We start from the raw sequence: 26,039 nt of genomic DNA, 5'->3' as shown, positions 1-26,039 counted from the left end.
GCGGGGGCGGGCGGCGGCGGTTCCGGTAACGTTGCGCTCTTCGGACGGCGTCAGCCCCCGGAGCCCTGAAGGCGATCACGCCCATGACCTCCTCGCATCCCTCCGCCGCGCCCCCCGCCCGCCGTCTCGACGCCGCGCTGGACGGCCTCGCGGTCACCTTCCGCGGCATGACCGCCCGCCCCGACGAGCACAACTGCGAGTGCCACTGGGGCAGTGCGGAGGAGCTCGCCCGGCTCAAGACGCCGGACATCGAGCTGGACCACGATCTCCTGCAACGCACCTGGCGGGCCTCCGACTGGAGCGACCACGCGGCGGTGCTGCGCCGGATCCTCCCCCAGTTCGCCCGATCCCTCGTCGCGGGCCGCGTCGAACCCTTCCTCGGCCCGGAGGAGATCGGCCGCTCGTTCGACCGGGGCCACTGGCAGCAGTGGCCCGCCGAACAGGCTGCGGCAGTACGGGAGTTCCTCCACGCCTGGTGGACCCACACCCTCACCGACCCGGCCCCCGCCGTCCCGGCCCACGAACTCCTCGCCCTGCTCGTCGAGGCATCCGGCGCGCTCACCCCGTGGCTCGCCCACTGGGAGACGCAGACCGGCACCCCGGCCACCCGGCACCTCGCCGAGGCCGCCGCCCACTGGGAGTACCACCTCCTCGGTGACGAACTCCCCTGGGACCCCTGGGACGCCTGGGGCAGCGAGGACGACGGAGGCGAGAGACGCGCCGAGCTGACGGCCTGGCTGCTGAACCACGCCCGCCCCCGCCTCATCGCCCACGGCGCCCCCGACGAACTGCTCCACCGCATACGCCTGCTCGGCCTCACCGGCCCGGCCCGCTGGGAGGACCCGCACTGGCCCAACCACCGCTACTGACCGACCACGCCGCGCCCGTCGGTCACCAGCCGACTCGTGAACCCCGCCCGGCACAACCGCTCGTACGCCGCCGTCACCTCGCCGGGGACGGGGTCGGCGACCATGAAGCCCCGGTCCGGATAGATCATCAGGCGTTGCAGCGCACCGACGAGCATGTCGATCACCAGGCGATCGTCCCGGATGGAGGCCACGTACTCCTCGAAGGTCATCGGGCTCGACGCGCTGACGAACTCGACACCGGGCCAGAGCTTGCGGGCCGTGGCATTGGCGCGGCGTTCCTCGTACGGCTTGCTGACCAGGAGTACGGACGAGACGTCGACGCCGTTCTCTTCGAGCAGTGCGCGCGAGAAGCGGATGTTCTCGCCGGTGTTGCGGGCGTGTGGCTCCACGAGCACGGCGCTGTCCGGGACACCGAGTTCGAGTGCCCGCTCGCGGTAGTGCACGGCCTCGCCGCGGGGCATCCGGTCGCGTGTCGTCCGGCTCGTCGCACCGGTGAAGACGATGAGCGGTGTCATGCCTCGCCGGTACAGGTCCACCGCCGCGTCGGCCACGCCGAGGTCATGGCTCCCGAGCCCGATCGCGACGGAGCAGGGGCGGGGGGTGTGGTGCATGAGGTGGTGGTTCCAGAGGAGCCGGGCGTCGGCCCATGCCTGGGTGGATGCTGCGGGGGCCGGCTGCTGTCGCCTCAACGTAGCCTCGCGTCCGTTCTTTGGTGACCTACACCAATCGGTGTCCGTCGTGTGCGCGTACAGGTACGGAATCGGAGTCGACGGAATCGGAGCCGGATTCGAGAGCGTCGAGAACCCGTACCGAGTACGCCTCCAGCATCCGGGCCCGGACCTCTTCGCGGGTGAACCAACGCACCTCGGCCGACTCGGGCGAGGTCTGCTCCTCGCCTCCGATCGGACGGCACAGGAACACCAGGGCGATGATGCCGCGGTCCATGTTCTTGTAGACACCGCTCAGCCGCACGGGGCGAACCTTGACGCCGGTCTCCTCCAGCACTTCACGGCAGACGCCGTCCTCCGGCCGTTCGTCGAGTTCCAGCACCCCGCCCGGTGCTTCCCAGGCTCCGTTGTCCGCCCGGCGGATGACCAGGACGCGGCCGTCCTCGCGGACGGTGATACCGGCCACGGAGACCGAGTGGAGCGACATGCGTAACCTTCCGGGGAGGCGTGCTTATGTACAGGAGCATAGGAGGGGCAGAACGACATGGCGACCATGGTTCCCGGGGACTCCGGCAAGCCTCGGTATCTGCAGATCGCCGAAGATCTGGCGCAACAGATCAGGGCGGGTGTGCTGAGGCCGGGGGAGAAGGTGCCCAGTGAATCGGTGCTGATGGCCCGCTACGCGGTCTCGCAGGGAACGGTCCGCAGGGCGGTCGCGGAGCTGAGGCCGATGGGCCTGATCGACACGCATCACGGCAAGGGCTCTTTCGTGAAGAGCCGGCCTCCGGTGCTTCGCAAGTCCTCGGACCGGTTCCGTCGTTCGCATCGCAGGGCGGGGAAGGCGGCGTACCTCGCGGAGGCCGAGCACGCGGGGAAGGCTCCGACCGTGCGGGTCCTCTACGTCGGACCGACCGAGGTGCCCGGCGACATCGCGGAACGGCTGGGTACGGCTCCGGGCAGCCAGGTTCTCGCGCGCCGCCGACTGTACTTCAGTGATGGCACACCCACGGAAGAGGCGACTTCCTATCTGCCGTGGGACGTCGCGAAGGACATTCCGGAACTGTTCGCGGAGAATCCGGGCGGTGGCGGAATCTACGCGCGGCTGGAGGAACACGGGCACGTGCTGGCGGAGTTCACGGAGACGGTCCGCGCACGCCTGGCCACCAAGCAGGAGGCCGTGGCGCTGAGCCTCAGTCCGGGGGCGCCGGTCCTGCACCTCACACGCAGCGCCCGGGTGGAGTCGGGACGCGTCGTCGAGGTGTGCGACACGGTCATGGCCGCTGATCAGTTCGTACTCGACTACCGCATCTCGGCTGAGGACTGACGACCACACGGACGGACGCTGCAGCGGGGGAGGGGATGCGGGTTGACTCATTTATAGGAGTTGGGCATCCTGGTGAGTCAACTCATGTACATGAGTGAATGAGTTGGTCTTCCGGTGGGGCGAATCGAAAGGGGTCGCGGAATGACAGGCAACAGCAAGGCACGGCAGAACCTGTCCCGGCTGACGGGAGTATCCGGCGTCGACGGCGTTCTCATCGTCCCGAAGGGCGATCCCGGCGCGGACGGTGCGGATCTCGTGCCCGGGGCCGCGCTCCGGTGGCCGCCGTGCGAGTGCGGGCACTCGCTGTGCCCGGACTACGTGGCTCCGGAGGACGGGGCGTGAGGCCCGTGGCGGAAGGTGCGGGCATACGGAAGGGGCGGGCCTCCGGAGAGACCCGCCCCTTCGTGCTGTCGTGCGTCAGGCCGGAGGAAGGCCCAGTTCGCGGGCGATCAGCATGCGCTGGACCTCGCTCGTGCCCTCGCCGATCTCCAGGATCTTGGAGTCGCGCCACATCCTGGCCACCGGGTACTCGTTCATGAAGCCGTAGCCGCCGTGGATCTGGGTCGCCTCGCGGGCGTTGTCCACCGCCACCGTCGAGGAGTACAGCTTGGCGATCGCGGCCTCCTTCTTGAAGGGCTCGCCCGCCAGCATGCGCGACGCCGCGTCGCGCCAGCCGATGCGGGCCATGTGGGCGCGCATCTCCATGTCCGCGATCTTGAACTGGATCGCCTGGTTGGAGCCGATCGGCCTGCCGAACGCGTGGCGCTCGGCGGCGTACTTCACCGACTCGTCGACACAGCCCTGGGCCAGGCCCGTGGACAGGGCGGAGATGGCGATCCGGCCCTCGTCCAGGATGCGCAGGAACTGGGCGTAGCCGCGGCCCTCCTCGCCGAGCAGGTTCTCCAGCGGGACGCGGACGTCGGTGAAGGACAGTTCGCGGGTGTCCGAGGCGTTCCAGCCGACCTTGGAGTAGGGGGCCGCGACGGTGAAGCCGGGGGTGCCGGACGGCACGATGATGGAGGAGATGAGCGGCGCGCCGTTCTCCTTGCGGCCGGTCACCGCCGTGACCGTGACCAGCTCCGTGATGTCCGTGCCGGAGTTGGTGATGAAGCACTTGGAGCCGTTGATCACCCACTCGCCGGTGGCCTCGTCGCGCACCGCCGTCGTCCGGCTGCCGCCCGCGTCCGAGCCGCCGTCCGGCTCGGTCAGGCCGAACGCGCCGAGCGCCTCGCCGGAGCAGAGCTTCGGCAGCCACCGCTGCTTCTGCTCCTCGGTGCCGAAGCGGTAGACCGGCATCGCGCCGAGCGAGACCCCGGCCTCCAGGGTGATCGCCACGGACGAGTCGACCCGGGCCAGCTCCTCCAGGGCGATCCCGAGGGCGAGGTAGTCGCCGCCCATGCCGCCGTACTCCTCGGGGAACGGCAGCCCGAACAGGCCCATCCGCCCCATCTCCCGCACGATCTCGTACGGGAACTCGTGCCGCTCGTAGAAGTCGCCGATCTTCGGGGCGACGACGTCGTGCGCGAACTCCTCGACGGTGCGCCGCAGTTCCTCGTGTTCGGCGGTCAGCCGGTGGTCCAGGGACATGGCAGGGGTCACTCCTTGTGGGACGGGTGTCTATCGCACCGAGAGCGCGCGGACGGTACGGGACGGGCTGGGTCGGCCCAGTTGGTCGGCGAGCCACACGCTGGTGGCGGTGAGCGAGTCGAGATCGACCCCGGTTTCGATGCCGAGGCCCTGGAGCATCCACACGAGGTCCTCGGTGGCGAGGTTCCCGGTCGCGCTCTTCGCGTACGGGCAGCCGCCGAGACCGCCCGCGGAGGCGTCCACGGTGGTCACCCCGTGCCGGAGCGCGGCGAGGGTGTTGGAGAGGGCCTGCCCGTACGTGTCGTGGAAGTGCACGCCGATGGTGTCGGTGGGCACGCCCTCCTCGTTCAGCGCGGTGAGCAGGGCCTGTACGTGGCCGGGCGTGGCGACGCCGATGGTGTCGCCGAGGGAGAGCTCGTCGCAGCCGAGGTCCATCAGCGCCCTGGCGACCCGCACGACCTGGGGGACCGGGACGGGGCCCTCCCACGGGTCGCCGAAGCACATCGACAGATAGCCGCGGACGTGCACGTCGTCGGCCTTGGCGCGGGCGACGACCGGCTCGAACATCGCCAGCGACTCGTCGACCGTGCGGTTGAGGTTGCGGGCCGCGAAGGTCTCGGTCGCCGAACCGAACACGGCGATCCGGCGGGCGCCGAGCGCCAGCGCCCGGTCCAGCCCGCGCTCGTTCGGCACGAGGACCGGCAGGGCCACGCCGTCGAGGTCCGCCAGGCGGGGGAACAGGTCCTCGGCGTCGGCCAGTTGGGGCACCCACTTGGGGTGCACGAAGCTGGTCGCCTCGACGGTGGTCAGCCCCGACGCGGCCAGGCGGTGGATGAACTCCGCCTTCACCTCGGTCGGTACGACGGACTTCTCGTTCTGCAGCCCGTCGCGGGCGCCGACCTCGTGGATGCGGACCCGGGCGGGCAGATCCGGGGCCGGCACGGTCATGGGCAGGGTGCGGGGCGTCGTCATGCCTGCTCCTCGGGGGCTTCGGCGGACTCGGCGGGGGTCACCACGGCCAGGACCTGGTCCATGGCGACCGTGGTGCCCGCGGTGACGTCCAGTTCGGTCACGGTCCCGGCGTGCGGGGCGGAGATGACGTGCTCCATCTTCATCGCCTCCACCACGAGCAGGCTCTGACCGGCCACGACCTCGTCCCCGACCGCCACCTTCACGACGGTCACGGTGCCCGGCATGGGCGCGGCGAGGGTGTCCGCGCCGGAGCGGGCGGCACCGGCCAGCGACGCCGCCACCGGGTCGTGGTCCTGCACGTGCCAGCTGTCGCCGTCGCGGCCCAGCCAGACCCCGTCCGGGGACGCGGCATGGGTGAACGCGTGGGTGACACCGGCGAGTTCGATGACGAGGCGGTGCGGGGACAGCTCGACGACCCTGGCCGTCTCCCGGCCGCCGGGCATCGGGGCCAGCGGCCCGCAGGCACCAGTCGCGGGCTCCGGCGGCGCGCTCTCGCCGACATGGCCGAACGTCAGCTCCGTGCCCGCCGGGCAGCCGCGCAGCGAGACCTGCACCGGGTCGTGGCCCGGGATGCGGAAGTCGAGCACCGTACGGGCCGGGGTGCCGCCCAGCCGCCAGCCGCTCGCCACCGAGAACGGGTCGACCCAGCCGGTGGTGTCACCTGCGGGGGAGGCGCCGGGCGCCGCCGCGGACCGGTGCAGCAGCGCCGCCGCCGCGTACACCTCCTCGGGCACGCCCTCCGGCACCAGGCCGGCCACCTCGCGCTCCACCAGGCCGGTGTCCAGTTCGCCCGCCGCCACCGCCGGGTGGGCGAGCAGCCGGCGCAGGAACCCGGCGTTCGTCGGGACGCCGAGGATCACCGTGTCCGCGAGCGCCGCCCGCAGCCGTCGCAGCGCGGCGGCCCGGTCGGGGCCGTACGCGATGACCTTCGACAGCATCGGGTCGTACAGGCTGCCGACCTCGCCGCCCGCGCCGAGCCCGGAGTCCGTCCGCACGCCGTCGCCCTGCGGCTCGTGCAGCGCGAGCACCGCGCCGCCGGAGGGCAGGAAGCCGCGGGACGGGTCCTCCGCGCAGATCCGGGCCTCGACCGCGTGACCGGTGAGCGCGATGTCCCGCTGGGTGAAGGGCAGCGGCTCGCCCGCCGCGACCCGCAGCTGCCACTCCACCAGGTCCAGGCCGGTGATCAGCTCGGTGACCGGGTGCTCGACCTGGAGGCGGGTGTTCATCTCCATGAAGCAGTACGAGGCGGGGTCGTCGCCCGGGACGATGAACTCCACCGTGCCCGCGCCGACGTAGCCGCAGCTGCGGGCAGCCTGGACGGCCGCCTCGCCCATCGCCGCCCGGGTCTCCTCGTCGAGCAGGACGGACGGCGCCTCCTCGATGATCTTCTGGTGGCGGCGCTGGAGCGAGCACTCGCGCTCGCCGAGGTGGATCACGTTGCCGTGGGTGTCGGCCAGCACCTGGATCTCGATGTGCCGGGGCCCGTCGATCCACCGCTCCACGAGCAGTGTGTCGTCGCCGAACGAGGCCCGTGCCTCGCGCCGGGCCGCCGCGATCTCGTCCGCGATCAGCGCCTCGTCGCGCACCAGCCGCATGCCCTTGCCGCCGCCGCCCGCCGAGGGCTTCAGCAGCACCGGCATCCCGATCTCCCGGGCCGCCGCGCCCAGTTGCCCGTCGGTGAGCCCGCTCCCGGAGGAGCCGGGCACGACCGGGACCCCGGCCGCCGAGACCGTCTCCTTGGCCCGGATCTTGTCGCCCATCAGCGAGATGGCGTCGGCGGACGGGCCGATGAAGACCAGCCCCGCCTCGGCGCACGACCGCGCGAAGTCGGCGTTCTCGGCGAGGAATCCGTAACCGGGGTGGATCGCCTGCGCGCCGGTGCGGCGGGCCGCGTCCAGGAGCGCGGGCACGCTCAGATAGCTCATGGCGGCGGGCGCGGGCCCGATCCGTACCGCCGTGTCGGCCTCCCGGACGTGCCGGGCGTCCGCGTCCGCGTCGCTGAAGACGGCGACCGAACGGATGCCGAGCTCCCGCAGCGTGCGGATGACACGTACCGCGATCTCGCCGCGGTTGGCGACGAGAACGGTGTCGAACATCGTCATCTGTTCCTCACATCCGGAAGACGCCGAAGCCGGGTTCACCCAGCGGGGCGTTGGCACACGCGGTCAGGGCGAGTCCCAGCACCTGCCGGGTCTCCATCGGGTCGATCACACCGTCGTCCCAGAGCCGGGCCGTGGCGTAGTACGCGTTGCCCTGGGTCTCGTACTGCTCGCGGATCGGGGCCTTGAACGCCTCCTCGTCCGCCGCGCTCCAGTCGTCGCCCAACTGGTCGCGCTTGACCGTCGCGAGGACGGACGCGGCCTGCTCGCCGCCCATGACGGAGATCTTCGCGTTGGGCCACATCCACAGGAAGCGGGGGGAGTAGGCCCGGCCGCACATGGAGTAGTTGCCCGCGCCGTACGAACCGCCGACCACGACGGTCAGCTTCGGCACGCGGGTGCAGGCGACCGCCGTGACCATCTTGGCGCCGTGCTTGGCGATGCCGCCCGCCTCGTAGTCCCGGCCCACCATGAAGCCGGAGATGTTCTGCAGGAAGACCAGCGGGATGCCGCGCTGGTCGCACAGCTCGATGAAGTGGGCGCCCTTCTGGGCGGACTCGGCGAACAGGATGCCGTTGTTGGCGACGATCCCCACCGGGTGGCCGTGGATGTGGGCGAAGCCGGTGATCAGCGTCGTCCCGTACTCGGCCTTGAACTCGGCGAACCGCGAGCCGTCCACGACCCGGGCGATCACCTCGCGCACGTCGTACGGGGTGCGCGAGTCGACCGGGACGGCGCCGTACAGCCCCGCGGGATCGACCTTCGGCTCCTCGACGGGCCGCACGGACCACGGCAGCGCGCCCCGGTCCGGCAGGGTCGCCACGATGTTCCGCACGATGCGCAGCGCGTGCGCGTCGTCCTCCGCGAGGTGGTCGGTCACCCCCGACGTACGGGAGTGGACCTCGCCGCCGCCCAGTTCCTCGGCCGTCACGACCTCGCCGGTCGCGGCCTTCACCAGCGGCGGCCCGCCCAGGAAGATCGTGCCCTGGTTCCGGACGATCACGGCCTCGTCGCTCATCGCGGGGACGTACGCCCCGCCGGCCGTGCACGAGCCCATGACCGCGGCGATCTGAGGGATGCCGGCCCCCGACATCCGGGCCTGGTTGTAGAAGATCCGGCCGAAGTGCTCCCGGTCGGGGAAGACCTCGTCCTGCATCGGCAGGAACGCGCCGCCCGAGTCCACGAGGTACAGGCAGGGGAGACGATTCTCCAGCGCCACTTCCTGGGCGCGCAGGTGCTTCTTCACCGTCATCGGGTAGTACGTGCCGCCCTTGACGGTCGCGTCGTTGGCGACGATCACGCACTCCCGGCCGCTGACCCGGCCGATGCCCGCGATCACCCCGGCCGCCGGCGCGGCGCCCCCGTACAGCCCCTCGGCGGCCAGCGGGGCCAGCTCCAGGAACGGGGAACCCGGGTCGAGCAGGGTGTCCACCCGGTCCCTGGGCAGCAGCTTGCCGCGCGCCACGTGCCGGGCGCGGGACCTCTCACCCCCGCCCAGCCTGGCCGCGGCGAGCCGCGACCGCAGCTCGTCGGCGAGCGCGTGATGTGCCGCCTCGTTGGCCTGCCAGGCCTCGGAGGCGGGATCGGCCGCGCTCGTCAGCACCGGTGCCTGCTGCATCGTGTCGAGCCCCCTTGCCCGTACCGCAGTAGTTAGTGACCGTTAACGTCCGTTCCAAGGTTAACGAGCGCTAACAGCCTTGTCCAGGGCTCCCGCCCGGCCGCCCGGCGCCCGCGGCGGGGCCGCGATAATGGCCGCGCCGCTCCCCGACCCGGAGCGGGCCCGGCCGGTGCGGCCGGGGACGGGGGAACGACGCGACGGCCCGCGGCCGATCGGGTGGGGGAAACGACGGATGACGCAGCAGTCGCAGCAGCCACATCAGGCACAGGCGGGGATACGGGTGCAGGCGCGGTGGGCGGGGGCCGTTCCGGGGCAGGGCCCGGCCGGGAGGTCGCGCATCCTCGAAGTGGACGCCCTGCGCGGGTTCGCGCTCGCGGGAATCCTGGTCGTGAACCTCCTGACCACCGCCGGGCCGCCGGACTCCAGAGGACTCGTGAACGTGCACGCGGCCGACGGGGCGGTGCAATGGCTGGTCGTCCTGCTCGCCCAGTCGAAGTTCTATCTGCTCTTCTCCTTCCTCTTCGGGTACAGCTTCACGCTCCAGATGGACTCGGCCGCCCGCGCCGACGCCCGCTTCGTGCCCCGGATGTCGCGGCGGCTGGCCGGGCTGTTCGTGCTCGGCCTCGCGCACGCGGTGCTGCTGTACATCGGCGACATCCTGATGACGTACGCCCTGCTCGGCCCGATCCTGCTGGCCGCCCGGAACGCCGGGCTCGACGGTGTCCGGCGCGCGGCGCTGTGTGTGTACGGCGTCGCAGGCGGGTTCCTGCTGCTGCTCGGGCTGGTGGCCGCCCTGCTCGGCCCGGAGGGCCCGGACGGGGCCGCCGCGGAGCAGGCCGAGCTGACCGCCGCCTACCGGGGCGGCTTCACCGAGGTCGTCGGCGCCAATCTCAAGGCCCTGCCCGACACCCTGGCGGCGGCCCTGCTGATGGGCGGGTTCGTCGTCGCGGCCTTCCTCCTGGGGTTCGTGGCCGGGCGGCGGCAGTGGCTCGGCGCGGCGGTGCTCGCCGACCGGGCGAGGCTGCGCCGCATCTGCCTCGTCGGCCTCGTCGTCGGGCTTCCCGGGGCGGCCCTCTCCGCGGCGTGCGTGGTGGGGCCGCTGCCCGAGCGCTGGACGGTGCTGGGGCTGGCGGTCGGCGTCGTCACGGCCCCGGCGCTCTCGGCCGCGTACGCCACCGGGCTGCTGCTGTGGTTCGGCACGCCGGGCGGCACCGCGGTGGCCCGGGTCCTCGCGCCCGCCGGGCGGATGGCGCTGACCAACTACCTGACCCAGTCCCTCGTCATGGCCCTGGTCTTCTCCGGGTACGGGCTCGGGCTGTACGGCCGCACGGGCGCGGCGGCGGCGGTCGGCGGCGGGCTCGTGCTGTACGCCTGCCAGCTCGTGCTGAGCCGGTGGCTGATGCGCCGGCACCGGCTCGGGCCCGTGGAGTGGCTGCTGCGCGCGGTGACGCTGTGGGGGCGGCCCGCGAAGGCGGCGGGAGCGACCGGGGCGGCTGGGGGGCCGGGGATGTCAGAGGTGCCAGAGGTGCCAGAGGTGTCTGGGACACCTGGGGCGCCGGGGGTGACCGAGGGGCGCTGAGTGGGGCGAGGGCCGGGCCGGAGCGTGGGCCGGAGCGCGGAGGCGGATGCGTCGCGCTCCGGTTAACGTTCGCTAACCCGACTGTCTAGAATCGAATCCATGACCACCAGGACGGACGCCCCCACCCGCCGCGAGCAGATCCTCAAGGAGGCGGCCCGCCTCTTTGCCGAGCGCGGCTTCCACGGCGTCGGTGTCGACGAGATAGGCGCGGCCGTCGGCATCAGCGGCCCCGGTCTCTACCGCCACTTCCCCGGCAAGGACGCGATGCTCGCCGAGCTGCTGGTCGGCATCAGCGAACGGCTGCTGGCCGGTGGGCGGCTGCGGGTGTCGGAGGACGCGGCCGGCGGGGACGGCTCCCCGCGGGCCCTGCTCGACGCGCTCATCGCGGGCCACATCGACTTCGCCCTCGACGACCGTCCCCTGATCACCCTCCACGACCGGGAGCTGGACCGGCTGCGGGACGCCGACCGCAAGCGGGTCCGCCAGCTCCAGCGCCAGTACGTCGAGGTGTGGGTGGAAGTGGTCCGCGACCTCTACCCGGACCTGCCCGAGCACGAGGCCCGCGCCGCCGTCCACGCCGTCTTCGGCCTGCTGAACTCGACCCCGCACCTGGGCCGCCCCGACGCCCGGCCGGACCGCGCGGACACGGCGGCACTGCTGCACCGGCTGGCGCGCGGCGCCTTCGAGGCGGCGGCGGTACGCGCCTGACGGCTGTGCCGTGATCCCCGGTGGATCGGCGCGCGGCGTCAGATGCGGTGCACCGCGAGACGGTGGCGCATCGCAAGGCGGAGGGCATTCGCATGCTGGACGCATTCGGATGCTCCGGTGTTCCGGCAACGCGGCCGAGAACCCGTGAACGGTCGTCGACGTCGGTGACATCCGCGCGGAGAGTGTCGACAATGGAGCATGGATCTTGAGTTCTGCGCGTGGGCGCGCGACTGGTCCGATCGCCTCGGACCGGCGCTCGAACGGGCCGTCGCGGCGGTCGCGGGACAGTTGCCGGCGGACGACGTGGTCGGCGTCGGCATCGCGACCGACGCCGACGCCACGTCGATCGTCGCCTTCGCGCACTCGCGGCAGCATCTCGACGAAATGACCGCCGGGGAACCGGAGTTCGCCATCGACGCGAAATGGCACCTCGGCGAGTGGGACATGGGCATCGTCGGGGTCGAGGGGATCGACGACCCGCTGGAGCCGATCCGCGCCGAGGCGGAACGGGCAAAGCGACGCCTCACCGGTTCGGGCACCGGCCCCGTCGCGGTGCCGGACCTCCGCGAATTCCGGAGGACGGTGTGGGACTCGATCTCACAGGCGTTGACGGACTCGGTCGCCCGTGGGTTCTTCGAGCAGTGGCCGAACGCCGTCCGGGTCTTCCTCCCCCTCGACGCCGACGTCCCGGAAGGCGACATCGCGCAGTGGAACGCCGCGCTGAACGATCGGGCCGGCACGGCGGAGTTCCGCGAGTTCCTGCAGATCGACCCTGTCCGAGGCGGGGGAACACCGTCGGCCACGCCTTGAAAGCATGAATTAGTAAGGAAATCCGAAGAGGTCGGCTGAATTCCTTCCCCTTTTCTCCGCCGTGCCCCCTCCGGTCGGGGTGTCGCGAAGATCCACGGGCATATGGTTCGAGTTGTCTCGCCCACGCCTGATGGGGAATTCACATGAAAACATGTCAGGTTTCGGTCGTCGTCCCCTGTTTCGACGAGGACGAGGTGATCGAGGCGTTCCACCGTGCGCTGCTCGCCGTGCTCGAACCGATACGGCGCACCTTCGAGATCTGTTACGTCGACGACGGCAGCGGCGACCGGACCGGGGCCCGGATCAATTCGTTCGCCGCCGAGGACCGGCGGGTCCGCTACGTCTCCTTCAGCCGCAACTTCGGCAAGGAGGCCGCCATGCTCGCCGGACTGCGGATGTCCCGGGGCGAGGCCGTCGTCCTGATGGACGCCGACCTCCAGCACCCGCCCGAACTGCTGCCCCGCATGCTGGAGTTGCGGAAACGCGGATACGACCAGGTCGTCGCGCGCCGGGACCGTGCCGGCGAGGGCGCCCTGCGCACATTCCTCGGTGCCGTCTGCTATCGGGTCATGGGCCGCTGCATGGACGTCGAAGTCGTCGACGGCGAGGGCGACTTCAGGCTGCTGTCGCGCAAGGCCGTGGACGCGGTGCTCGCCCTGCCCGAGACCGACCGGTTCTCCAAGGGGATCTTCTCCTGGATCGGATTCGACACCGCGTCCTTCACCTACCGGAACGTCCGCCGAGCGGCGGGGAGTTCGAAATGGGCCGGCAGGCATCTGCTCAATTACGGGATCGACGGGCTGGTCTCCTTCAACAGCCGTCCCCTGCGCCTGGCCATCCACGCCGGTCTCGCCCTCGCGCTGGCGGCCCTGGGATACGCGCTGTGGATCATCACGGACGTCGCCCTGCACGGTGTCGCCGTCCCCGGCTACACGACCCTGCTGACCGCCGTCGTCGCGCTCGGCGGAATTCAGCTCGCCACACTGGGCGTCATCGGCGAATACGTGGGACGCATCTATTCCGAGGCGAAACGCCGGCCGCATTACGTGGTGCGGGAGACGAGCGAAAGCCCGGACCGGGCCGTGCGCCCGCCCGGCGGCCTGCCCGATGCCCCGCCCGGCGCGCTGCCCGGTGCCCCGCCCGGCGCGCTGCCCGCCGTCCCGGTGTACGAAGGGCGCCGACGCGCATGAGCACGGACACCGACGCGGGCCCGTACGCGGAAGAGGGGACGGGCGGGGGCGGCGCGGGCGGCCGTCCGCGTCCCGCGCGGCGGCGGGCGGTGCCGGGGGCGGCGGTCCTCGCCCTGTTCCCGTTCGCGCTGCTCGGCGCCGCCTTCTGGTTCGGGAGGCTGGTCCGGCCGGGCGCCGACGACTGGTGCTTCCTCCCGGTCGTGCGGGACGAGGGCGCCCTCGGGATGCTCGCCAAGTTCTACCTGCACGACAACGGACGCGTCGCCAACGCGCTGCTGGTCGTCGGGTACGGCGCGTTCGGCGTCCCGGGGCATCAGTGGTTCCCCCTGGTCAGCGGGGCGGTCGTGCTCGGCGTCCTGTGGGCGCTGACCGCCGCCGCGCTCGGCCGGGCGGGGCTGACCGCACCGCGCGGGACCGTGCCGCTCGTGGCCGCGACGGCGACGGCGGCCTTCCTGCTCGCCACGCCGGACACGTACAAGACGTTCTACTGGCCCGCCAACTCCGTCTCGCACACCCTCGCACCGGTGCTGGCCTGCGCCGCCGTGATTCCCCTGCTGCGCGCCCGCACCCGCCGGGGGCACGCCCTCGCGTCGGCCACCGCCCTCGTGGCGGGGGTGTTCATCGGCACGCTGTCGGAGGAGACGACGGTCGTCGCGTGCGTCGTGCTCGGCACCGTCCTGCTGACCGGGCTGCGGACGCCTCCCGGCCCCGGCCGGACCCGTGTCCGGTCCTGGTGCGCGGTCGCCCTCGCCGGGCTCGCGACCGGGACGGCCGTCCTGTACCTCTCACCCGGCGCACGCGCCCGGCGCGCACGCTTCGGCGCCGACACCGGCTCCATGCTCGACCCGGAGGCGCTGGGTGCGGCGCTGCGGGCCTTCGGGGAGATCCTGGGCACGGTCCTCACGACCTGGCCGTACCTGGGAGCGGTCGCCGTCGGCGTACTGCTCGGCCTGTCGGCGCGCGGGGGAGACCGGCCGGTGGACGGGACGACGTCCGAGCCGGCGGGCCGGTCGTCCCGTCGGCGCCCCTTCCTCCTGGCGCCGGCCGGCCTCCTCGCGTTCCTGGTCTCCGGTTACCTCTGCGTCGTCGTGACCCGCCCCGTCTTCGGCGCGGACGTGGTGACCGCCTCGCGCGTCTGGGGCGACTTCCTCCTGCTGTACGTGCTGCTGCTGACCGGTGTCGGCGTCCTGCTGGGCCGGGCGGTGGGACCGCCGGCGGTACCGGTGGCGCCACGGGCCCGCCGCCCGGTGCTCCGTACGGTCGTGGCGGCCGTCGCCGCCGCCGTGTGCGTCCTGGCCTGCGCGGGCCTGGCCGGTCCGCTGCTCCGGCTGGAGACGGAGATGTCGGTGCGCGCCCGCGACTGGGACCACCAGGACCGGTGGCTGAGGGACCGGGCGGCGCGGGGCGCCCGGGTGCTGCCGTACGCGCCGGTGCCGGTGGGCGGGATGCTGGAGCCGTTCGGCGGGCACGGCCGACGGGTGTGGCCGGCCCGGTGCGTCGCCCGGTACTACCACCTGGACGAGGTCACGTACACCACGCGGCTTCCCTGAAACGGACCCGGCGCGACCTGCGTGACCGTTCCGGTACCTCCGTCGTGCAAGACATCCGGCACACTGCGCACACCTGACGGCACAATGGGTTCATGCCGATACCCAGCCGTGCCGCCCTCGTCGAACACCTCGTCCGTACGCGTATCGCCGGAGACGTCGCCACCCCGCGCGACAACAACCTCTCCCACTACCGCAAGCTCGCCAACGGCGACCGCCACTACTGGCTGGGTCTGGAGCTCGGGGACCGGTGGCGCGACGAGCAGGACGTGCTGGCGGTGATGGCCGAGCGCTGCGGGGTCAACGACGACCCGGAGCACCGGTTCGGGCAGGACACCATCGACCCGGAGCTGACGGTGGACGCCCTGGAGCGGATGGCGGCACGGCTGCGGAAGGCGGCGGCGGACTCGGAGCGGGTGCTGTTCGCGACCGGGCACCCGGGCGGGCTCCTCGACGTGCACCGGCAGACCGCGGCGGCGCTGCGGGCCGCCGGATGCGAGATCGTACGGATCCCGTCGGGGCTGATCGCCGACGAGGGCATGGTCTTCCAGTTCGCGGACGTCGCCGTGCAGGAGCGCGGTGCGACGCTCTGGCACACGCACTCGCCCGCCCCGATGGCCGCCATCCTGGACGGCATGGAGCGGGAGGGCCGCCCGCTGCCGGACCTGGTGGTCGCCGACCACGGCTGGGCGGGCTGCGCGGGACAGCGCGGCCTGGACGCGGTGGGGTACGCGGACTGCAACGACCCGGCACTGTTCCTCGGCGAGGCGGAAGGCACGCTCCAGGTCGTCGTCCCGCTGGACGACCACGTGATGGACCCGCGGTTCTACGACCCGATGACGGACTACCTGCTGGGCGCGGCGGGGCTGCTCCCGGGCTGATCCCGATCGGTCCGGGGCGCCGGCCCGCGTCCGCTCCGGGCCGGTTCCGCGGCCCGGGGGCCACAACTCCACGTCCCGCCCGCGCAATTGCTAATCTGCGCCACGAATGTCCAGTGTCGTGGGGGGCGCATGTTCACACCGGGGCAGCGGTCCCGCGGGGACGGGCCGAGGTCGGTTCTCGTCGGGCTGCTCATCCTGCTGGCCCTCTTCATCCTCCAGGAGCTCGGGGCCGGGCTGCTGCCCGACATCTACAAGGGCTTCGCGGGCGACGACCGCAAGACGCTCGTCGTGGGCGCGTCCGTCGCCTTCGTCCTGGTGGGCCTGCTCCTCTACATCGTGCATCTGCAGGGCCGCGTGCAGAAGGACGCGGAACCCGAACTCGGTGCCGACGAGCGGGCCAGGGCGCGCGCCGCCCTGCTGCACGTCGTGCGCAGGCGCTGGACGGACGACGCGGACCGGGCCTGGGAACGCTCCGTACGGATCGAGCTGGGTCTCGCCGAGCACCGGGAGGCCGTGCACGACCCCTGGGGTCCGCCCCGGCTCACCACCGGCGGCCCGGAGGGCGGGGTGCCGCTGGCCGCGGGCACCCGGATCGGCGAGGTCTTCGACCGCCACCAGGCGCAGCTCCTCGTCCTGGGCGCCCCGGGCGCGGGCAAGACCTCGCGGATGCTCGAACTGGCCGAGAAGCTGGCCGAGGCGGCCGAACGGGACGACGACGCCCCCGTCCCGGCCGTCCTGCTGCTGACGGACTGGCACGGCGAACCGTTCGTGAGCTGGATCCTGGACGAACTGCACAGCCGGTACCGCCTCCCCCGGAAGGCCGGCCTCGCGCTGCTGCGGGACAACGGCATCGCCCTGGTCCTGGACGGGCTCGACGAGGTCGCCCCGCGGCTGCGCGTCGACTGCGTCCGGGCGATCAACGGACTGCTCTCCGCCGAGCAGTACCCGCACTGCCCGATCGCCGTCTCGTGCCGCTCGACCGACTACGACGAACTGGGAGAGCGGCTCACCGTCAGCGGCGCGGTCCGGGTGCGGCCCCTGGAGGTCGCGGCCGTGCACGCCCTGCTCAACGGCGGGGGCGAACGGCTGCGCGGACTGGCGGCCGCCGCGGCCGCCGATCCGGTGCTGGCCCGGCTGCTGACCACACCGCTCATGCTGGGCGTCGCCGTCTTCGCCTACGAGGGCGTGGCGGAGGACGAGGTAACGGCACCCGGCGACACGGAGGAGCGCAGGGGCCGCATCTTCGACGCCTACATCGAGCGCATGATCCACCGCGACCGGACCCTCCAGGGCCGTCCGGTCGCCTCCGAACGCCCCGCCGGCCGGGTGCGGGCCGACCTGCTGCGGCTCGCCCGGGACCTGAACCAGGTCCACTCGACGGTGTACTACGCGGACGACTTCTCCAGCATGCTCCTCCAGGCCCCGGACGACGTGCTCAGACAGCTGGCGCCGTCGGGGATGTACCCGATGTTCCGGTTCATGCGGGGGCTGAGCGGGTACGAGGCCGGGAACCCCGCCAGCAGGCCGAACCGGCTCTACTCGGCCTGGGTGAGTTTCGGAACGTCCCTCCCGTTCATGAAGTCGGTGCTGGCGAGCCACCTCCGGCGGGACTTCCTCGACTACGCGACCGACCGGGCGATCATGCGCAGGGCGGGGGACGGCTACGCCTTCCTGCACAAGACCATCCAGGACCACCTCGCGGCACGGGGGGAGAACATGTCCGCCGAGGAACTGCGGGCCCTGGAGCAGTCGCCGGCCTGATCCCGATCCTGATCAGGCGCCGGTCCCGCCCGCCCCGCCCGGCCCGCGTCCCCGCTGTCTCAGACCCGGCGTCGGGTCCAGGTAGACCCGGCGCACCGACGGATAGCGTTCCCGGAGCTGCTCCTCCGCCTCCTCGCAGGCCCACTCGATCTGCTCCGCGGTCGACGCGTCCCGGAAGTCGATCTTCGCGGCGATCAGGATCTCGGCCGGGCCCTGGATGAGCGTGGTGAGTTCCAGCACGTCGATGATGTGCGGGACGGAGAGCAGCTCCTCGCGGATGCCCGCGCGCATCGCCCGCGTCACGGGACGGCCGATCAGCAGCTGGGCGTTGGACCGGCCCAGCACCCAGGCGACGTACACCAGCAGCAGGCCGATCAGGACGGACGCGATGCCGTCCCAGACCCCGGAGCCGGTCAGCTGCCCGCCGAGCAGGCCGCCCGCGGCGAGCAGCAGACCCACCAGTGCGGCCGAGTCCTCCATCACCACGGCCTTGACGGCGGTGTCGGGGGTGCGGCGGAGGTAGCGGCCGACGGGCGCCCCCAGCCGCGCCGCCTCGCCCCGCACCTGCCGCAGCCCGGTGCGCAGCGAGTAGCCCTCCAGCAGGAAGGCGACGCCGAGCACGATGTACGAGACGAGCGGATCGCCGAGCTCCTCGCCCCTCACCAGGGTGTGGACGCCGTCGTAGACGGAGAAGACCGCACCGCCGACGAACGTGGCGACGGAGGCGAGCATCGCCCAGATGTAGCGCTCGGGGCCGTAGCCCAGCGGGTGCTCCTCGTCGGCGGGTTTCCCGCTGCGCCTCAGCGCGGTGAGCAGCATCAGTTCGGTGACCGTGTCGGCGACCGAGTGCGCCGCCTCGGAGAGCATCGCGCTCGATCCGCTGATCAGCCCGGCGACGGCCTTCGCCACGGCGATGCCGAGGTTGGCGACCGCCGCGACGACGACCGTGAACGCGGACTCCCCGCCACCGGACTTCGTGGCGCCGTCGGCGGTCTTCGGGTCCATCCGGGGCTCCTCACTCATGGTGGGGAGTATGTCCGAATTGGCGGTTCCCGGCCTGTCGGGCCCGCCCGGCACGGCCGCCGGGCACGGCCGCTGGGCACGGCCGCTGGGCACGGGGAAGCGAACCGGACCGGACCCGACCCGGGGACGGAGCCGGGTCAGACCCGGGGGACGCGGACCACGCCCTCCTGGATGACGGTGATCGCCAGCCGGCCGTCCTGTGTGTAGATCCGGGCCTGGCCGAGCCCGCGCCCGCCGTACGCGGACGGCGACTCCTGGTCGTACAGCAGCCATTCGTCGGCCCGGAAGGGCCGGTGGAACCACATCGCGTGGTCCAGGCTCGCCCCGACCACGTCGCCGACCGCCCAGCCCCCGCGCCCGTGTGCGAGGAGCACCGAGTCGAGCAGCGTCATGTCGGAGACGTACGTCGCCATGCAGACGTGCAGCAGCGGATCGTCCGCGAGCTTGCCGTTGGTGCGGAACCACACCTGGGAGCGCGGCTCGCGCGGTTCGCCGACCGTGCCGAAGGGCGGGGCGTCCACGTACCGCAGATCGACCGCGGCCCGCGCCTCGATCAGCCGGTCCACGACCGTCGGGTCGCTGAAGCGGTCCGCGTACCGGGGCAGCAGCTGCGCCGTCGTGGGCAGCGTCTCCGGGTCCGGTGCGGACGGCATGTCCGCCTGGTGCTCCAGACCCTCCTCGTACGTCTGGAAGGACGCCGAGAGGTGGAAGATCGGCTGCCCGTGCTGGACGGCGACGACCCGGCGGGTGGTGAAGGAGCGGCCGTCGCGGATGCGGTCGACGCTGTAGACGATCGGCGCGCCCGGATCACCGGCCCGCAGGAAGTACGAATGCAGGGAGTGGGCGGACGGGACCTCCCCGGCCGGGGCGGCGCCGGGCGCCCCCGGGGTCCGGGCGGGGACGGTGCGGCCCGCGGCGACCAGGGCCTGGGCCGCGACCTGGCCGCCGAAGACCCGGGGGACGAGCGCCGAACGGCTCGTGCCCCGGAAGATGTCCCGCTCGATCTGCTCCAGGTCGAGCAGATCGAGCAGGGAATCCAGTGCTGAGCTCATGGGAGGAACGCAGCCGTTCTCACAGGCCCATGGACTTGGCGATGATCGACTTCATGACTTCGTTGGTGCCGCCGTAGATGCGGTTGACCCGGTTGTCCGCGTAGAGGCGGGCGATCGGGTACTCGTTCATGTAGCCGTAGCCGCCGTGCAGCTGGAGGCAGCGGTCGATGACACGGTGCGCGACCTCGGTGCAGAACAGCTTCGCGGACGCGGCCTCGGCCGCGGTCAGCTCGCCCGCGTCCAGGGCCTCCAGGGCGCGGTCGGCGACGGCCTCGGCGGCGTCCACCTCGGCCTGGCAGGCGGCCAGCTCGAACTTGGTGTTCTGGAAGGACGCGACGGTCTTGCCGAAGACGGTGCGCTCCTGGACGTACTCCTGGGCGAACCGGATCGCGGCCTTGGCCTGCGCGTACGCGCCGTAGGCGATGCCCCAGCGCTCGGACGGCAGGTTCTGGCCGAGGTAGTGGAAGCCCTTGTTCTCCTCGCCGAGCAGGTCCGCGGCGGGCACCTTCACGTCGACGAACGCCAGCTCTGCGGTGTCGGACGTGCGCAGGCCGAGCTTGTCGAGCTTGCGGCCCAGGGAGTAGCCCTCGGACTTGGTGTCCACGGCGAACAGGGAGATGCCGAAACGACGGTCCTCGGCGGTCGGCGCCGAGGTGCGGGCGCAGACGATGACGCGGTCGGCGTGGACGCCGCCCGTGATGAAGGTCTTGGAACCGTTGAGCACGTAGTGCGTGCCGTCGTCGGAGAGCTTGGCGGTGGTCTTCATGCCCGCGAGGTCCGAGCCGGTGCCCGGCTCGGTCATCGCGAGGGCCCACATCTCCTCGCCGGAGACGAACTTCGGCAGGTAGCGCTTCTTCTGCTCCTCGTCGGCGAGCATCTTGATGTACGGCAGGGCGAGCAGGACGTGCACGCCGGAGCCGCCGAAGTTGATGCCCGCGCGGGCGGTCTCCTCGTACTGGATGGCCTCGAACTTGTGGGTGTCCAGGCCGGCGCCGCCGAACTCCTCGGGGACGTTGATGCCGAACAGACCGAGGTCGGCGAGCTTGGAGTAGAACTCGCGCGGCACGATGCCCTGCTGGAACCACTCGTCGTAGTGAGGGACGACCTCCGCCTCGATGAAGGCGCGTATGGTCTCCCGGAACGCCTCGTGGTCCTCGTCGAATACCGTACGGCGCACGGGGTGCCTCCTTGATCAGCTTCGGTCGGCGGCCGCCTTCGGCCGGGGTCGGGTGCGGTCCGCCTCGACCGGCCTGGCTAAGCGCTTGCTCAGATACGTTCAAAAGTTACCCGGCAGTCACGGAGGCTGTCCAGGGTGATGCGCGGCACGCCCGGCCCCGGACGTGCGGAAGTCCTCCCCGGCCGCCGGCCGGGAAGGACCCTCGCCCCCTCCCGTTCCTCGGTGCTACTGGGGTTTGAAGGAGCGGATCTGGTAGTTGCCCTGGAGGTTGCCGCCGCTGCCGGCGGGGGTGGAGCCGACCCGGGAGTTGTAGTTGGTCCGGGTGTAGTACTGCACGCGGTGCCCGGTCGCGTTCCACACGGAGCGGACGTTCTGGCCCCGCTGGATGAACGAGCAGTCGTCGGCGGTGTTCGCCCGCTGCTTGTCCGACCACTGGCAGCGGGTGCCGCCCCCGTTCCAGTCGCTGTAGATGCAGAAGTACCCGGGGCTGCAGCTGAAGGAAGCCCTGGCCTCGGCGCTTCGGGCGGTGTCGCTCGCCACGGTGCCGCGCACCGCGGCGGCGTCGCCGGTGGCCCCGGCCCCGGCCGCGGCGGGCCCGGTGGCCAGCCCCAGGGCCAGGGCGAGGGAGGCGGCGGCGAGCGTGGTGAAGCGGTTCATGACGGAGCTCTCCTTCTGACGGCGGTCAGGGTCCCGCGCCCTGGTCCCGGTCAGCGTGGCACGCCCTTGACCTGCACAGACAGGCGGAAACGGGGGCGCTCGAAGCCCTCCGCGAAGATCGCGGCACTCCTTCGCGCACCGGCGTGAACGCTTGCTGCGGGGGAGGGGCGGGCGTGGCTCGTTCCCTTCGCTCCCGCTCGCCCTGCGGGCTGTGCGACGGCGCGGGTTTCCGCGCTCCCGGCACATGGGTCACGCCAAGCGCACACCCGTCCATAATCCGACTAATTGCGATATATCTTTCGGCCGGTGTTGACGCGGGAATTGACTTGTCGACGGACCTGATCGGTCCGGAGCAGAGGGGAACGGACGGGAACGGCGGGGAAGGCATCCGGTTCCGGCCGGGCGGTCCCGGCGCATCAGGTCCGGCCGACGAACGGCTCGGGTCCCGGGCGTTGCGACACACCCCGTGGACCCGCGGACGACACAGGACGAAACAGGGCTTCTCCCGACACCCGAACGAGGTCGCGGCACCGACTCCGCGAACCCGTCCGGCGACCCCCGAGACACCCCGCAGGGCCGGAACAGCGCCATCCAGAACCACGACGCCCGGGATCACGACGCCCGGAACCGCAACATCCGGGGCCGTGACGCCCGGAACCACGACACACGGAGGTCTCATGCTGGGGGTGGAACACCCGGAGGCGAGCTGGGTACAGGTGAACCTGACCCCGCAGCCGCGCTCGTGGCCGCGCCTGTACGAGCGGCTCGCCGGCACGGCGCGCGGACTCCTCGACGCGGGCCTCGCGCAGGCGTTCTTCTTCATGCACAAGCCGCCGGGCCTGCGCGTTCGGTTCCAGGCGCCCGGATCGGCCGGTGTCGTCCCGCTGAGGGCCGAACTCCTCGACCGGATCAGGGAGTTCGACGTGCTGGCGGCCCCGCCGGTGTGTGCGGTGTACGAGCCGGAGTCCTACCTCTTCGGCGGCCCCGCCGCCATGCCGGGGGTGCACGAGGTGTTCACGGCGGACTCGCTGGCCTGGCTCGACCGGCACGCCCGGCGCGCGGACGGCGAGGGACACACCGTGGCCGACTGGAGGCTCTCCCTCGTCCTGCTCCGCGAACTCTTCGACGGCCTGCACATCGTGGGCTGGGAACACCGGGGCGTCTGGGAGGCGGTGCGCACGGACACCGGGCGCAGCTTCCCCGGCGGTCTCCGGGACGACGCGCTCCGCCGGGCCGCCCACGGCATCCGCGCCCACTGGGAGCGGCCCCGGGCGCAGTGGTCCGACGGGCTGCCCGACGCCTGGCGCGCATGGCAGGAGCAGCACGGGGCGGCGGTGCGCCGAGCGGCGGACCACTGGCGCACCGGCTACTTCGAGTCCGGCGAAGCGGTACGCGGACCGCGCCGCGCCGCCGCCCACGCCGTGATCTTCCACTGGAACCGGGGCCGGCTGTCGCTCGCCCGCCAGAGCCTGCTCACCGAGGCCCTGTTCGACGACGGGGCGGTGGACTGACATGACCGGACTCCGCGCCGTCACTCCCGGACCCACTTCCGGATCCGCTTCCGGCTCCACCCCCCGACCCGCCCCTGTCCCGGCCCCCGCCCGTCCCGACGCGGCCGAAGGAACGTTGCTGGGCGCCACCGCGCTGGTACGCGCGTCCGGAATCCCCTGCTCGATGTGGACGGCCGCGGGCGGGTCCGGGCTGTTCGGCCGGGTCGTCGAGCACGCCGACGCCGTCGAGCGGCAGGCCGGGCGCGCCCGGCGGCTGGCCGAGGAGCTGAGCGGTGTCGTTCCCGACCCGCGCCTGACGGACACCGAGCGCCGCGCCGTACTCGCCCTGCGGCGAAGGCTGCACGCGGGCTCGGCGCCGACCCCGGCGGACCGCGACCTGCTGACGGCGCTGACCGCCGCACCCGGGGAACTGGTCCGCGAGGCGACGGAGCTGTGCGATGCCGCCGGTCCGGTCCGCGGGGCCCGGGCGGCGCTGGAACGGGAGATCGCCGAGGAGCACGAGCGGGTGGCTGCGCTCGGCTGGTCGCTGGTGTCCGAGGGCCCGGTCCTGCGGGAGTTCCTGGACACCGCGAGCCCCGGGCTGGTGGCGGAGGTGACCGCCCGGCTGGCCGCGGGGGAGTCGTGGAGCGGGAAACGGCTGCGCAAGCGTTCCGCCTACCTGTGGCGGGCGCTGGGACGGGCGGCCGTGAAGACCACACCGCGCGGCTGGGTGGGGCAGGTCGCCCCGGTCCCGGTCGGCGGCCCGACGGCGGACGGGGCGGGCGACCGGCTCCTCACCCCGGGCGCCGAGCTCGCCGGACTGGCCGCCGCCGTCGTGGAGAACGTCCACACGGTACGTACCCGGACCGGCGGCCGGGACCTGCGCACCGCCGACCCGGCGACCGCACTCGCCCCCGCCCCGCTGCACCTCACCGAGGGCGGCGGCGACGGAGCGGGCGGCACGCTGCGCTGCTACGCGATCGACCCGGACCACCCCGGACGGCTGCGGCAGACCGCCCTCCGGCGCACCGCACTGCTCGACCGGCTCCTCACGCTGTTCGCCGACGGACCGCGCACCCTCGCGGAACTGGAGAGCGAACTGCCGGCCGCCGACCCCGCCGTACTGCGCGGCTTCCTCACCCACCTCATGGGGCTGGGCGTGCTCCAGCTCTGCGAGGCCCCGCGCCGCCACCACACCCCCTGGTCCCCGGCCGCCCGGGTCGCCGAGACAGGCGAACTGCCCCGCCCCGAGGACCGCCCCGAGCACCATCCCGAGGAGCCCGAGCACGGACCCGGCGACGCGGACCGATGTACGGAGACGGAGTACGGGTCTGCCGGATCGGACCGGCCCGCGGAGCACGGGCCGGGCAGCTGGTTCCTCGACTCGCACCGCGGTCTGAGCGCCCACGTGCCGGGCCCGGCCGCCGCCCGGGTCCAGCGCGCCCTGCGGACCGCCCACCGCCTGGCCGCGCTGCGCCTGGCCGACCGGGAGACCGGCTCCGACGCACCACCCCCCGTGCCGGGCACCGAGCGGCTGGACGGGCGCCCGCGCCCGGTCGGCGAACTCCTGGCCGAGGTCCTGGCGCCGGACGAGCGGCCGTCCCCCGGACCCGGCCGGCGCCGCCACCCGGGCTGGCACCCGGCGCACGACCCGGCATCCGGATACGCCCGGCTCCTCGCCCACCTCGCCGCCCGCTCCGACGCACCGCAGGTGGACGTGGACGACGCGCTGCTGGACGCCCTCGGGGCGCCGTCGGCCGAGGACGCGGTGCCGCCCTGGCCGCTGGACTGTCTGCTGCGCCCGATGTCCGGGCCGGGGCCGCTCGCGGTGCTGGAGACGGCCTCGCCCGCCGGGATCATCGACGCCCGGTTCGCCGAGGCGCTGCGGGCCCTGCACGGCGGCCACGACACCGTCGACGCCTACCGGGACTTCCTGGCCGGGGTGGAGCGGCGATCGGGGGTGCGGTTCGTCGAACTGCTGGTGCCGTCGGTCACCGGCCACGCCGCGAACACCGTCCGGCGGCCCGTCCTCACCCGCTGGTGGACGGGCGACCCCAACCCGGCCGCGTACTTCGCGCCCGGCGGGCCCGAACAGCGCTACCTGCCGCTGGACCGCATCACCCTGCGGCGCTCGGGCCGCCGGATCGTCGCCGAGGCGGACGGTGTGCGCGTGGTGCCCGTCTACCACGCCACCCGCAACCCGATGCCGCCCTACGACCGGCTGGCGCGGCTGCTGCTCGCCGCCGGGCACCCCTGGGCGGGCACCGTGCTCTGCCTGGACGGGCTCGCCGCGGCCTTCCCCGCCGGTGCCGCCGTCACCCGCGCGCCGAGAGTGACGGCCGGCCGGGACCTGGTGGTCTGCCCGGCCACCTGGCGGGTGCCGCGGGCCCTGCTGTGGCGGCGGGAGGACGACGGATTCGACCGGGTGCGGGCCCTCGCCTCGCTCCGGCGCACCGCCGGTCTGCCGCGCTTCGTCTTCGTACGGCCGGCGTTCGGGGACAAGCCGGTACCGGCCGACCTCGACGCGCTGACCGCGCTCAACGTCATCGAGCGGATCTGCGCCGCACCCGGTGACGAACTGGTCCTGGAGGAGATGCTGCCCGGCCCGGAGGCCGGACCGCGGGGCCCGGTGCTGCGCGACGCGCTGCACCGGGGCGAACCGGTGGCCGCCGGTCTGCTGCTCAGGCTCCCCTTCGACCGGACCCCGCAGGAGCTGGCGGCCCCGGCCGCCGCCCTCGCCCATGACGTCCCCGGCCCGTCCGCACCCGGTGCGGCGGCTGCCGGGGCGGCCAACACCCAACAGGGATCACAAAGGAAACAGGAGGAAGCACCATGCCCATCATGGAACTCACCGACCTCGACACCCTGATCGACGAGCTGGACGAGCGGATCACCGGCACCGACCTGCCCGCCGTGGAGGCTGCCGACAGCCTGGCGTGCACCATCATCATCTGTGCCTCGACCCTCTGCGGATCCGCCATCAACTGCTGACGGCCCCCCACCCGGACACCCCGTGTCCGTCGTTGA

At 72.8% G+C, this 26,039-nt stretch carries 23 protein-coding genes; 13 read left to right on the top strand and 10 right to left on the bottom strand.

The genetic code is table 11. The features are described from left to right. Window positions 1–83 precede the first annotated feature (83 nt). Window positions 84–869 carry a hypothetical protein gene (locus ABZZ04_RS20600; RefSeq protein ID WP_356933646.1) on the top strand — a complete coding sequence of 262 codons (786 nt, stop codon included), beginning with the start codon at window positions 84–86 and terminating at the stop codon, window positions 867–869. Here the strand turns inward: ABZZ04_RS20600 and ABZZ04_RS20595 are convergent. Together ABZZ04_RS20595 and ABZZ04_RS20590 are read right to left on the bottom strand one after the other, a co-directional pair. Next, complete coding sequence (locus tag ABZZ04_RS20595; protein ID WP_356933689.1) at window positions 863–1,480, bottom strand: YdcF family protein; 618 nt, start codon at window positions 1,478–1,480, stop codon at window positions 863–865. The genes ABZZ04_RS20600 and ABZZ04_RS20595 overlap by 7 nt on opposite strands. 106 nt (window positions 1,481–1,586) lie before the next feature. Then, window positions 1,587–2,024 carry an NUDIX domain-containing protein gene (locus ABZZ04_RS20590; protein ID WP_356933645.1) on the bottom strand — a complete coding sequence of 146 codons (438 nt, stop codon included), beginning with the start codon at window positions 2,022–2,024 and terminating at the stop codon, window positions 1,587–1,589. Between the two features lie 57 nt (window positions 2,025–2,081). Here ABZZ04_RS20590 and ABZZ04_RS20585 point away from each other — a divergent pair, with 57 nt between their 5' ends. Both ABZZ04_RS20585 and ABZZ04_RS20580 read left to right on the top strand, forming a co-directional pair. After that, the gene (locus ABZZ04_RS20585; RefSeq protein ID WP_356933644.1) at window positions 2,082–2,861 is read left to right on the top strand and encodes a GntR family transcriptional regulator; all 780 of its coding nucleotides are present in this window, start codon (window positions 2,082–2,084) and stop codon (window positions 2,859–2,861) included. Window positions 2,862–3,002: 141 nt separating this feature from the next. Next, window positions 3,003–3,203 carry a hypothetical protein gene (locus tag ABZZ04_RS20580; protein WP_356933643.1) on the top strand — a complete coding sequence of 67 codons (201 nt, stop codon included), beginning with the start codon at window positions 3,003–3,005 and terminating at the stop codon, window positions 3,201–3,203. A gap of 75 nt (window positions 3,204–3,278) precedes the next feature. Here ABZZ04_RS20580 and ABZZ04_RS20575 read toward each other — a convergent pair whose 3' ends face one another. Genes ABZZ04_RS20575 through ABZZ04_RS20560 form a run of 4 tightly spaced genes read right to left on the bottom strand, consistent with a single transcriptional unit; the run spans window position 3,279 to window position 9,137 of the window. Further along, a complete protein-coding gene (locus tag ABZZ04_RS20575; protein WP_356933642.1) occupies window positions 3,279–4,448 on the bottom strand; it encodes an acyl-CoA dehydrogenase family protein in 1,170 nt (389 codons plus the stop codon). 30 nt (window positions 4,449–4,478) lie between these two features. After that, window positions 4,479–5,420, bottom strand: coding sequence for a hydroxymethylglutaryl-CoA lyase (locus ABZZ04_RS20570; protein ID WP_356933641.1), 942 nt, complete (start codon window positions 5,418–5,420; stop codon window positions 4,479–4,481). Then, the gene (locus ABZZ04_RS20565; protein ID WP_356933688.1) at window positions 5,417–7,516 is read right to left on the bottom strand and encodes an acetyl-CoA carboxylase biotin carboxylase subunit; all 2,100 of its coding nucleotides are present in this window, start codon (window positions 7,514–7,516) and stop codon (window positions 5,417–5,419) included. The genes ABZZ04_RS20570 and ABZZ04_RS20565 overlap by 4 nt, the downstream gene beginning before the upstream one ends. Window positions 7,517–7,529: 13 nt before the next feature. Then, on the bottom strand, window positions 7,530–9,137 hold the full coding sequence (locus ABZZ04_RS20560) for a carboxyl transferase domain-containing protein (RefSeq protein ID WP_356933640.1): 1,608 nt from the start codon (window positions 9,135–9,137) through the stop codon (window positions 7,530–7,532). 232 nt (window positions 9,138–9,369) lie between these two features. Here ABZZ04_RS20560 and ABZZ04_RS20555 point away from each other — a divergent pair, with 232 nt between their 5' ends. The 7 genes from ABZZ04_RS20555 to ABZZ04_RS20525 all read left to right on the top strand — a co-directional run bounded on the left by ABZZ04_RS20555 (window position 9,370) and on the right by ABZZ04_RS20525 (window position 17,613). Then, entirely contained in the window at window positions 9,370–10,716 is a 1,347-nt protein-coding gene (locus ABZZ04_RS20555; protein ID WP_356933639.1) for a DUF418 domain-containing protein, read from the top strand. Window positions 10,717–10,815: 99 nt separating this feature from the next. Then, window positions 10,816–11,424 carry a TetR/AcrR family transcriptional regulator gene (locus ABZZ04_RS20550; protein ID WP_356933638.1) on the top strand — a complete coding sequence of 203 codons (609 nt, stop codon included), beginning with the start codon at window positions 10,816–10,818 and terminating at the stop codon, window positions 11,422–11,424. 198 nt (window positions 11,425–11,622) lie between these two features. Next, the gene (locus ABZZ04_RS20545; RefSeq protein WP_356933637.1) at window positions 11,623–12,234 is read left to right on the top strand and encodes a DUF4303 domain-containing protein; all 612 of its coding nucleotides are present in this window, start codon (window positions 11,623–11,625) and stop codon (window positions 12,232–12,234) included. A gap of 143 nt (window positions 12,235–12,377) precedes the next feature. Continuing rightward, entirely contained in the window at window positions 12,378–13,424 is a 1,047-nt protein-coding gene (locus tag ABZZ04_RS20540; protein ID WP_356933636.1) for a glycosyltransferase family 2 protein, read from the top strand. After that, on the top strand, window positions 13,421–14,974 hold the full coding sequence (locus ABZZ04_RS20535) for a DUF6056 family protein (protein WP_356933635.1): 1,554 nt from the start codon (window positions 13,421–13,423) through the stop codon (window positions 14,972–14,974). The genes ABZZ04_RS20540 and ABZZ04_RS20535 overlap by 4 nt, the downstream gene beginning before the upstream one ends. 92 nt (window positions 14,975–15,066) lie before the next feature. Continuing rightward, window positions 15,067–15,852, top strand: a complete 786-nt coding sequence (locus ABZZ04_RS20530; RefSeq protein WP_356933634.1) for a phosphatase — start codon at window positions 15,067–15,069, stop codon at window positions 15,850–15,852. Between the two features lie 129 nt (window positions 15,853–15,981). Continuing rightward, a complete protein-coding gene (locus ABZZ04_RS20525; protein ID WP_356933633.1) occupies window positions 15,982–17,613 on the top strand; it encodes an NACHT domain-containing protein in 1,632 nt (543 codons plus the stop codon). A 12-nt stretch (window positions 17,614–17,625) separates the two neighbouring features. On the opposite strand, the gene ABZZ04_RS20520 is transcribed toward ABZZ04_RS20525, so the two are convergent. The 4 genes from ABZZ04_RS20520 to ABZZ04_RS20505 all read right to left on the bottom strand — a co-directional run bounded on the left by ABZZ04_RS20520 (window position 17,626) and on the right by ABZZ04_RS20505 (window position 21,522). Beyond that, on the bottom strand, window positions 17,626–18,618 hold the full coding sequence (locus tag ABZZ04_RS20520) for a cation diffusion facilitator family transporter (protein ID WP_356933687.1): 993 nt from the start codon (window positions 18,616–18,618) through the stop codon (window positions 17,626–17,628). 155 nt (window positions 18,619–18,773) lie between these two features. Then, window positions 18,774–19,688: an acyl-CoA thioesterase II gene (locus tag ABZZ04_RS20515; RefSeq protein ID WP_356933632.1), complete on the bottom strand. Its 915-nt coding sequence runs from the start codon at window positions 19,686–19,688 to the stop codon at window positions 18,774–18,776. Between the two features lie 19 nt (window positions 19,689–19,707). Next, a complete protein-coding gene (locus ABZZ04_RS20510; protein ID WP_356933631.1) occupies window positions 19,708–20,865 on the bottom strand; it encodes an acyl-CoA dehydrogenase family protein in 1,158 nt (385 codons plus the stop codon). A 225-nt stretch (window positions 20,866–21,090) separates the two neighbouring features. Beyond that, window positions 21,091–21,522: a peptidase inhibitor family I36 protein gene (locus ABZZ04_RS20505; RefSeq protein ID WP_356933630.1), complete on the bottom strand. Its 432-nt coding sequence runs from the start codon at window positions 21,520–21,522 to the stop codon at window positions 21,091–21,093. A 677-nt stretch (window positions 21,523–22,199) separates the two neighbouring features. Here ABZZ04_RS20505 and ABZZ04_RS20500 point away from each other — a divergent pair. From ABZZ04_RS20500 to ABZZ04_RS20490, 3 genes are all read left to right on the top strand, one after another. Further along, a complete protein-coding gene (locus tag ABZZ04_RS20500; RefSeq protein WP_356933629.1) occupies window positions 22,200–23,033 on the top strand; it encodes a thiopeptide-type bacteriocin biosynthesis protein in 834 nt (277 codons plus the stop codon). Between the two features lie 115 nt (window positions 23,034–23,148). Beyond that, window positions 23,149–25,881 carry a lantibiotic dehydratase gene (locus ABZZ04_RS20495; RefSeq protein WP_356933628.1) on the top strand — a complete coding sequence of 911 codons (2,733 nt, stop codon included), beginning with the start codon at window positions 23,149–23,151 and terminating at the stop codon, window positions 25,879–25,881. Further along, complete coding sequence (locus tag ABZZ04_RS20490; RefSeq protein ID WP_356933627.1) at window positions 25,854–26,003, top strand: hypothetical protein; 150 nt, start codon at window positions 25,854–25,856, stop codon at window positions 26,001–26,003. Before ABZZ04_RS20495 ends, ABZZ04_RS20490 begins: the two co-directional genes overlap by 28 nt. The last annotated feature ends 36 nt before the right edge of the window (window positions 26,004–26,039 follow it).

The sequence above is a fragment of the Streptomyces sp. NPDC006435 genome (genome assembly GCF_040612315.1).
Classification (GTDB): Bacteria; Actinomycetota; Actinomycetes; order Streptomycetales; family Streptomycetaceae; genus Streptomyces.
This window is presented reverse-complemented; position numbering and strand designations above follow the sequence as displayed.